This is a genomic window from Ignavibacteriota bacterium, assembly GCA_019637995.1.
In the GTDB taxonomy this organism is placed as follows: Bacteria; Bacteroidota; Ignavibacteria; order Kapaibacteriales; family UBA2268; genus JANJTB01.
The window spans coordinates 456,195-464,981 of sequence record JAHBUQ010000003.1; the positions used below are offsets into that span (position 1 = coordinate 456,195).

Annotated in this window: 18 protein-coding genes; all 18 read left to right on the top strand. The window is 32.7% G+C overall.

From position 1 onward, the window contains the following. The first annotated feature begins 6 nt into the window (after positions 1-6). Entirely contained in the window at positions 7-213 is a 207-nt protein-coding gene (locus KF896_14020; protein ID MBX3044824.1) for a hypothetical protein, read from the top strand. Further along, positions 210-587, top strand: coding sequence for a type II toxin-antitoxin system VapC family toxin (locus tag KF896_14025; GenBank protein ID MBX3044825.1), 378 nt, complete (start codon positions 210-212; stop codon positions 585-587). Before KF896_14020 ends, KF896_14025 begins: the two co-directional genes overlap by 4 nt. Positions 588-860: 273 nt before the next feature. Then, entirely contained in the window at positions 861-1,130 is a 270-nt protein-coding gene (locus KF896_14030) for a DUF4160 domain-containing protein (protein ID MBX3044826.1), read from the top strand. Positions 1,131-1,137: 7 nt separating this feature from the next. Continuing rightward, on the top strand, positions 1,138-1,380 hold the full coding sequence (locus KF896_14035) for a DUF2442 domain-containing protein (GenBank protein MBX3044827.1): 243 nt from the start codon (positions 1,138-1,140) through the stop codon (positions 1,378-1,380). Between the two features lie 42 nt (positions 1,381-1,422). Beyond that, positions 1,423-2,151 (top strand): hypothetical protein, encoded by a 729-nt coding sequence (locus tag KF896_14040; GenBank protein MBX3044828.1) that lies wholly within the window; start codon positions 1,423-1,425, stop codon positions 2,149-2,151. After that, positions 2,138-2,731 (top strand): hypothetical protein, encoded by a 594-nt coding sequence (locus KF896_14045; GenBank protein ID MBX3044829.1) that lies wholly within the window; start codon positions 2,138-2,140, stop codon positions 2,729-2,731. Before KF896_14040 ends, KF896_14045 begins: the two co-directional genes overlap by 14 nt. A gap of 1 nt (position 2,732) precedes the next feature. Further along, positions 2,733-3,116, top strand: a complete 384-nt coding sequence (locus KF896_14050; GenBank protein ID MBX3044830.1) for a hypothetical protein — start codon at positions 2,733-2,735, stop codon at positions 3,114-3,116. Beyond that, positions 3,116-3,910, top strand: a complete 795-nt coding sequence (locus KF896_14055; GenBank protein ID MBX3044831.1) for a hypothetical protein — start codon at positions 3,116-3,118, stop codon at positions 3,908-3,910. The genes KF896_14050 and KF896_14055 overlap by 1 nt, the downstream gene beginning before the upstream one ends. Before the next feature lie 2 nt (positions 3,911-3,912). Then, the gene (locus KF896_14060) at positions 3,913-4,290 is read left to right on the top strand and encodes a hypothetical protein (GenBank protein MBX3044832.1); all 378 of its coding nucleotides are present in this window, start codon (positions 3,913-3,915) and stop codon (positions 4,288-4,290) included. Positions 4,291-4,331: 41 nt separating this feature from the next. Continuing rightward, on the top strand, positions 4,332-4,934 hold the full coding sequence (locus tag KF896_14065) for a hypothetical protein (GenBank protein MBX3044833.1): 603 nt from the start codon (positions 4,332-4,334) through the stop codon (positions 4,932-4,934). 53 nt (positions 4,935-4,987) lie between these two features. Then, positions 4,988-5,254, top strand: a complete 267-nt coding sequence (locus KF896_14070; GenBank protein MBX3044834.1) for a DUF4160 domain-containing protein — start codon at positions 4,988-4,990, stop codon at positions 5,252-5,254. Beyond that, entirely contained in the window at positions 5,255-5,503 is a 249-nt protein-coding gene (locus KF896_14075) for a DUF2442 domain-containing protein (protein ID MBX3044835.1), read from the top strand. 17 nt (positions 5,504-5,520) lie between these two features. After that, positions 5,521-5,895 (top strand): hypothetical protein, encoded by a 375-nt coding sequence (locus KF896_14080; protein MBX3044836.1) that lies wholly within the window; start codon positions 5,521-5,523, stop codon positions 5,893-5,895. A 55-nt stretch (positions 5,896-5,950) separates the two neighbouring features. Then, positions 5,951-6,208 (top strand): DUF4160 domain-containing protein, encoded by a 258-nt coding sequence (locus tag KF896_14085; GenBank protein ID MBX3044837.1) that lies wholly within the window; start codon positions 5,951-5,953, stop codon positions 6,206-6,208. 10 nt (positions 6,209-6,218) lie between these two features. Continuing rightward, positions 6,219-6,488 (top strand): DUF2442 domain-containing protein, encoded by a 270-nt coding sequence (locus KF896_14090; protein MBX3044838.1) that lies wholly within the window; start codon positions 6,219-6,221, stop codon positions 6,486-6,488. Between the two features lie 97 nt (positions 6,489-6,585). Further along, on the top strand, positions 6,586-6,939 hold the full coding sequence (locus KF896_14095; protein ID MBX3044839.1) for a hypothetical protein: 354 nt from the start codon (positions 6,586-6,588) through the stop codon (positions 6,937-6,939). After that, positions 6,936-8,156, top strand: a complete 1,221-nt coding sequence (locus KF896_14100) for an RHS repeat-associated core domain-containing protein (GenBank protein ID MBX3044840.1) — start codon at positions 6,936-6,938, stop codon at positions 8,154-8,156. The genes KF896_14095 and KF896_14100 overlap by 4 nt, the downstream gene beginning before the upstream one ends. A 1-nt stretch (position 8,157) precedes the next feature. Beyond that, on the top strand, positions 8,158-8,676 hold the full coding sequence (locus KF896_14105; GenBank protein ID MBX3044841.1) for a hypothetical protein: 519 nt from the start codon (positions 8,158-8,160) through the stop codon (positions 8,674-8,676). Positions 8,677-8,787 lie beyond the last annotated feature (111 nt).

An 8,787-nucleotide genomic window follows, 5' to 3' on the forward strand; every position in this document is an offset into this window, starting at 1 on the left:
TATCTTATGGAAACATATTGTATTTCAAACGACTTTAAACTTATTTTAAATAAGGATATTCTTGAAAAAGCCGGCTTTATCCCCGGACAAGAAATTAAGATTAATTTAAAAAATAATCTTTTAGAGTTAAGTTCAAAAAATGAAAAAAAGTCTTTGAAAGGTTTCTTGAAAGGCATTAATACAGAGGTACATCGTGAGAATGACCGATTATGATTATTTTAGATTCATCTGCATGGCTTGAATATTTTGCCGGCACCAAGAATGGTGATATTTTTGCAGAATTTGCTGAAGATTTTGAAAATTTATTAGTTCCATCAATTTGCATATTTGAAGTTTATAAAAGAATATTAATTCAAAGAGATGAAAATTCAGCAAATATGGCAATCGAATTTATGAAAAATGGAAACGTTGTAGATATAAATGCTGAAATTGCAGTAATTTCTGCACAATTAAGTTTTAAACTGAAATTACCTATGGCTGATAGTCTTATTTACGCAACGGGACAGATTTTCAAATCAAAAATAATTACTCAGGATTCAGACTTCATCGGTTTAGATAATGTAGACTATTATGAAAAAAGTAATTAAACTCTGATTATACCTTATCAATACGAAAACAGACGGAACACTCTTAAACTTCAAACAATATGGTGCTTTCGGCGCGACAACTCTTGATACTTTGGGAGTGACAAGGCAGGGCTATATCGGTAAGGAGAAGGATGTTGAGAATAATCTTGGTGACCATGGAGTCCGCAAGTATTATTATGAGACAGGGCGGTTTAATTCGATGGACCATTTACTAAAATAAATTTTAATTTTTCTTGTCAATAATTTAGTTGTTTTATAATTAGAGTATATGATATGCCGACGATTTCAATGTTTTATGGAATAATAGTGTATATGTATTTTTATGATAATAAAGAGCATAAAACTCCACATATTCACGTTGAATATAATGATAAAAAATTAGTAATTTCCATTCCTGAAGGTGAAATACTGAAAGGTGATTTCCCTAGGAATAAACTGAAATTACTTCAAGCATGGATAGAAATACATCAGGAAGAATTGATGGCAAATTGGAAGTTAGCGGTAGATGGTAATGAAGTATTTAAAATTGAACCACTTAGATAGGTGATTTATGGAATATCCAAATTTAATTGAGGTAAAACCTATTGAGCCATTAAAGCTGTGTTTATATTATGATAATGGCGAAGAGAGATTGATTGATATGTCGAAATATATGAAGAGTGACTATTTTAGACAGCTAATGAATTGGGATTATTTTATTAAAGTTAAAGTAAAAAGTGAGGTTGTATCATGGCCCAATGAACAGGATATAGCACCGGAAACATTATATCTTGACAGTGTTAAAATTAATTAATGAGTTCATTGAAAAATTGATTTTTGTTCATCTTTTGTTCCTTTGGAAGTTACACGGCAGGGCTATATCGGAAAGGAGAAAGATGTAGAGAATAATCTTGGTGACCATGGAGTAAGAAAGTATGATGACAAAGGCGGTAGATTTAATTCGATAGACCCGCTGTGGGAGAAATATTTTGGGTGGACGCCATATCAGTATTGTATGAATAATCCTATCTGGGCGAAGGATTGGGATGGGAAAATAATAATGAGTAAGGAAGATCAAGCAAAATTTTCTAGAACAGCAACTATTGTGTATGATTTTATGCCTACTTTGGCTGATAATGATAGATTTATGAAAGCTATGAAAAAGGCAACTGGTGCTTCAATTAGAGATATCAAAAATGCATTAAAAGGTGGAAATCCTCCATTTCTTAATTTAGATAGAAATTTTTACGGTGCTCATGGGATGACAAGCAGCTCAGATAAAATTGGTGTAAATACTTTTAGAGCTAAAGAATTAGAAAGAAAGGAGAAAACAAAATTAGATGTAACCACGGAAGTTCAAACATTATTTATGATTAGTATTGTTTCACATGAACTGGCTCAAGCATTAGAGAGTGGTGCAGGATTTAATAAAACAGGTCATCGAAATCCAGGCGAAGTATTTGATAAACTATTTCATGGAGTTGTAGTAACATCAGAACATAGTGTAAGAGATAATTTTGATAAAATGAAAGAAGCTTACGGCGATATTCCAAAGTTTGAAGGAGACACCTATGAAGACAAATAAAATTATAATGTTAATCACATTTTTAATTTTAATATCTTTAAATTTAAAATGTGAAGATAATAAATATGATATTTATAGTAAGGGTATAAATTTTATACTACATAAAGATAAATCAATATTCGATTCTACATATTTGAAAAACCTATGTATCAGTGAGTTTAATACATTTGGAGGTGATGTAATGGCTGATTTGCAACAAGAACATTATAAAAAAATATTCAAATTTTCTAAAAATTTGGCATATAGGTTTAAAAGTAATACGATTTTAGAAACTCGGATTGTGGATAGTCTAAAACTTGATTTTCCATATACATTTCTGCAAGAAGAAGAAGTATGGGAACATTTTAGTATTGAAAGTAATAAACATAAAACTTATGATTCGTTGAGTGATTATTATAAGAATGGAGGTTTAATAAATTTATCTGAAATCATATATAATAAAAGACGAAATAAAGCAGCTTATTTTATATTTATTTTATCTGCTACCTCAAGCGGAGGTAGCATTTATTTAGTATTCAGTGAAAAAAATAACAATATATGGTACACTAAAAAGGGAGAATTGATAGGTTGGATACATTAAAATGATAGACGTTCCGCGTTACCGATATAATCCATTCGGTGAGCGGGAACAGAAACGTATGTACCAGTCTCCTCTTGGTGATACGGGTGATGAGGTTTATCCGTGGGTATATTATTTGTTGGGTGTGGATAACAGACAATATGCAACTTATTACGGCGTCCAAACGAGTGATAATTCGATAAATTTGAGTGATTATACATATATGAGTGCACCAGAACCATGGCGACCTACTACTTTCTTCTATCCGGCGGAATACAATGTTTACGGAAATGAGCAGGCGCCAAGAATTACTTACAAATACGTGGATGGAAATTGGCAGAAGCAGTACAAGTTTTATGATTATCTTGGTTCGGAGCGTTTACTGTACTCGCCAGTGGTCAAGTAATCAACTATAAACAATACTCTGCTTATGGTGAGACGCTCTTAGACACCTTAGGTTTTGCAAGACAAGGTTACATCGGCAAAGAGAAAGATGTAGAGTATGGTCTGGGTGACCATGGTGTAAGAAAATACGACTACGAAACGGGTAAATTTAATTCGATAGATCCTCTGTGGGAGAAGTATTATGGGTGGACGCCGTATCATTACACAAGAAATAACCCAATTTGCAGGGTTGATTTCAATGGAATGGACGATGGTCAATTTGGTTCATGGATGCAAGTTGGACCTATACAACAACAGATTTTGGGTGAAAAGAATGTAAAAACATATCAGGATGTTGTAAAGTATAGTGATAAACCTGAAAATAAAGAGCTTGTAAATACGTGGGCAGAAATTGGAATAATGGGGTTGACTGGAATTGGGACTGAAGCAGCATTAGCTACCAAAGTTGCCACAAAATACCTATCAAAAGCTGGAAATCTTCTAAAAGGTTTGTTTGGATTTGGTGATGATGCAGCTAAGAGTGGTAGTTCGTTTTTCGATGATGCTATTTATTCCCCAAAAGTTTTAAAACAAATGAATAAAGCAGATGATATGCAACACGCATTTCCCAACAGCGTAGATGGTTTTGCTACAAAATTTGGAAATGTAAGTACTAAAGTTGGCGGAGATGGAAAAAGTTATCAATGGTTAAAAATGTCAGGTAGTTATGGCGGTAAAACAGGTATTTTTGAATACACCAAAAATGCCAATGGTCTTATTAATCACAGATTTTTCAATGTTTCTAAGGCACCTTAGTTATGAAAAGTATGTTAATATATTTAAATTTTCTCAAAGAAAAAGGAATTCCTCTATCCGAAATTAATCCTGGTAGTGATGAAATAGCTTTATCGGTTAGCGATGCTCTACAAGGATTGGAATTATTGAGAGATAGCCAAGTTGCTATTTTAGGTGGTGATATTCTTTCAGAAGCGAATAACGAGCTTATCTATGCGTATCAACTTTGGGGTGAGGAGTATCTTTATTTAAGCTGGTGCATTGATCATAAGAATAAGTATGAAAGCAAAGAAGATTATTTAAAACGGAGCTATGATTTAGCCAAAGTCAGTATTTACAAAGCATATGAGGTAGCAGAAAAGTTGAAAAAAAAATGCTATATTGTGTTTGTAATTGAATAATCAGAGGTTGTTTTTCTTTGTATATTTTATTGTTTATTAATATGAATGAGCATTGGAATTATAATAGATTGTATATTTACCCAAAAACCGTTTGGAGATACCGATATAATCCTTTCGGTGAGCGGGAACAGAAACGTATGTACCAGTCTCCATTGGGTGATACCGGAGAGGAATTTTATCCGTGGGTTTATTATATGCTTGGTATTGACAACAGACAATATGCTACTTATTATGGTGTGCAGTCAAATGACAATGGTGTATTGTCAGACGATAATTGGTCACAAATTGCTCGTCTTGACCCGGGACGCCCGATGACTTTCTTCTATCCTACGGAATACAATGTCTATGGTAATGAGCAGTCGCCTAAGCTGACTTACAAATATCTGGACGGGAATTGGCAGAAGCAGTTTAAGTTTTATGATTATCTTGGTTCGGAGCGGTTTACTATACTCGCCAGTGGTCAAGTAATCAACTATAAACAATACTCTGCTTATGGTGAAACGCTCTTAGACACCTTAGGTTTTACAAGACAAGGTTACATCGGCAAAGAGAAGGATGTAGAGAATGGTCTTGGTGACCACGGAGTAAGAAAATACGACTACGAAACAGGGCGGTTTAATTCGATAGACCATTTACTAAAATAAATTTTAATTTTTCTTGTCAATAATTTAGTTGTTTTATAATTAGAGTATATGATATGCCGACGATTTCAATGTTTTATGGAATAATGGTGAGGATGTTCATGGGAAAATCTGAACATAATCCGCCACATATCCACGTATCGTATGGTGGTTACAATGCATCATTCGATATTAATAAAAATGAATTGATAGAAGGTAAATTTCCATTAAAACAGACAAGATTGGTTCAAGCATGGATTGAATTGCATCAAGAAGATTTATTAGCAGATTGGGAAATAGCACAAAATGGGGAATCACCATTCAAAATTGAACCGTTGAGATAAATTATGATAACAGTTAAAAGGGTTGAACCTAAAGAAAATTATATTTTGGAATTAGAATTTAATAATTCTGAGGTTAAGTATTTTGATATGAAAGAATATTTAGATCATGGAATATTCAAAGAACTTCAAAATCCAAAATTATTTAATTCAGTTAAAGTCTTTTTTGAAACAATAAATTGGGACAATGGAGCTGACCTATGTCCTGAAGTTCTATATAGAAAAAGCACTTATGATATGAATCCAAATTAAGTTCAAGAAGCTGTATTATGAAAACAGACGGAACTCTCTTGAACTTCAAACAATATGCGGCATTTGGTGCGACCATGCTCGATACTTTGGGAGTTACAAGGCAGGGCATTCAAAAATTGACAATTGATAATGAAAAACTGACAATGAATAGGCAGGAAAATATTGAGAACTATACCATCGGTAATTGTCAATTATCAATTCTTAATTGTCAATTATTAAAGTATGCGGCTTTTGGTGAGACTACTCTTGATACTTTGGGAGTTACAAGGCAGGGCATTCAAAAATTGAAAATTGAAAATGGAAAAATTGACAATGGTTTGGGTGGCCACACTTCGACTACGCTTAGTGCAGACATTACTATGAAACAGGGCGGTTTAAATTCTATAAAATAATAATTATTAGTTTTAGTCAATATATTAGTATTTTTAAATAATTTGAGTATATGATATGCCGACAATTTCTATGTTTTATGGAATCTCAATTATGATGTTTTATGATGAACATAATCCACCGCATTTTCATGCTAAGTACAATGAATTTAAAGCATCTATCAGAATATCAGATTTAGCATTAATGAACGGTTCATTACCACCAAAAGCATTGGGACTTGTCGTTGAATGGGCTTCACTGCATCAAGATGAGCTTTTGCAAAATTGGGAAAATGCACAAATTGGAAATAAACTATTAAATATTAAGGCATTATAGGAGATTAATTATGTATGATATAATAGATGCAAAATATGTTAAGGATTATCAGGTTGAATTTCATTTTGCTGATAACTCGTCAGGTCTCGTTGATTTTGCCGAGTATAAAACTAAACCAGGCCTCTTTGCGGAATTAAGGGACATTACGTTTTTCAGGAATTTCAAGTTGGATAATGAATTAGGTACTATAACCTGGCAAAATGGTTTAGATATTGCACCTGATACATTGTACTTCAAAGCAACAGGTAAACTCCCAAAAGGATTGGATTTAAAGTCATAATGAAGTTGAAAATGTTTTATGATTATCTTGGTTCTTTACGATTTTTTTTCAATAAATCAGGTAACTCCGTATATTCAAGTTTTCCGGAGTCAGTTAAATGAAAATAATTGCTGTACTTATTGGATTTTTATTTATCTCATGTACAAATCAAATAGAATTAATCGATTTTCATATTAATACAATTGAAATTAAAAAAGTGGATTACGAGGGCACTTATTGGCACTCTATTATAATTATCGAAGATATAAATGAAATCGAAAAAACATTAATTGAAATCAATTCTTCTAAATCATTTAAGAAAGAAAGACTTACTAAGTATCCACCAGCATTTTATGAAATTATAATCAATAATACCTTAGTTTTAGGATTTTTACCTGACAAACAAACATTTTTTATTGATAAAAAATATTATAAATTACCTCGAAAATTGAAAATATTAGAAAGTTTATGATATCTAAAGATGGAAATATTGAACCATGGCACGTGATGACTTTCTTCCACCCTGAGGAATATAACGTCTATGGCAATGAGCAGGCGCCAAGGATAACTTACAGATACGTGGACGGAAATTGGCAGAAGCAGTATAAATTTTATGATTACTTAGGTTCTTTACGATTTACTATGAAAGCAGACGGAACGCTACTAAACTTCAAACAATACGAAGCTTTTGGTGAGACAACTCTCGATACTTTGGGAGTTACAAGGCAGGGCATTCAAAAATTGACAATTGATAATGAAAAACTGACAATGAATAGGCAGGAAAATATTGAGAACTATACCATCGGTAATTGTCAATTATCAATTCTTAATTGTCAATTATTAAAGTATGCGGCATTTGGTGAGACAACTCTCGATACTTTGGGAGTTACAAGGCAGGGCTATATCGGTAAAGAGAAGGATGTAGAGAATGGTCTTGGTGACTATGGTGTAAGGAAGTATGACCCGATAACAGGTAGATTTAATTCTATTGACCCATTTTGGGAATTGTATATAGGATTAAATCCTTACCAATACGCAGGTAATAATCCATTAATGTATAGTGATGGTAATGGATATGGTTGGATTGACGAAGTTAAACAAGCAGGTAAAGATGTAGCAGCAGGTGCAGCTTCTGCAATTTATGAAGACTTAACAGGTAATAAAGCTCCCGGATATTCAAATTCCGGTAGTAAATATTTTCAGGGAGCAAAATTTGGTGTTCATGTTGCTGATGCTGTAGTTGGTGGAGTTGTTGCTGTTCAGGGAGCAATTCAGGCAGCAGCAGGTGCAACTATAAGTACAACCGGAGCAGGTGCAGTAGTCGGAGTTCCAGCTATGGCAACAGGTGCTGCACAGGTTGTTGGTGGTGCTGTTATAGCCGGAAATGCCACAACAAATGCTGTTAATATGATGAGTCAAGGTGGAAGTGGTGGTGGTGGTGGTACTCAAACAAATAGTACTACATTGTGGAAGAACAAAGATACAGGTGCAAGATTAGATGTGGAAAACAAAGTACCTGGTGATCCAAGTAGAGCAAGAATACAATATCAGAATGGCAAAGAATATTACAAATATAACACAGAAACAGGAAAATTTGATGGAATGCCTAACAAATTGCAGAAACAACTAAGTAAAGATAAGAATTTTCAAAAAGCTATTGAGAAAGCAAATAATATATTAGGAGGATGAGATGGTTGTATTCAATAAAAAAAATATTCTTATGGAGGAATCTCTTATTAGATTAAATAAAAGTAAAAAAGGAAGGATTATGGTTAATCCAGTTTTATTAAGTAGTTATTTATGTGGAAGTATTGAAAGTTTTTTTGATATGTATATACTGAATTATTACAATAATGCCTTAGAATTAGCTGAAAATAGTTTACAGAATAATGAAAATAAAGATGATATTGAAGGATCACTTAGTAAATTGCATATTTCAGATTTAATTGAAAATCCTGATAAAAGATTAAATAGTTTGGAATATTTGAGATTGGGATTATTTGTTGCTGAATTAATATATTATAGATTAAAATCAGAATTTTCAGTTGATAGTTTTGCAATTATTGTTTCATTTACAATCAAAGGAAAATATAAAGATTGCATAGTCAGTTTTCATAAAATAAGAGATATGCATTATTATAATGAACAATCTTATTTTGATAATTTTCAAAATGAAGCAGTTGGATTAATTCTGACAAAAGTTAGTTAGATAAATATTAGCGTGCAAATAAGTAACAATATAATAGCACTCAGCGACTATACCTATATGGGTAAGATAGAGACATTGAGACCAACGACATTTTTCTATCCGACTGAATAT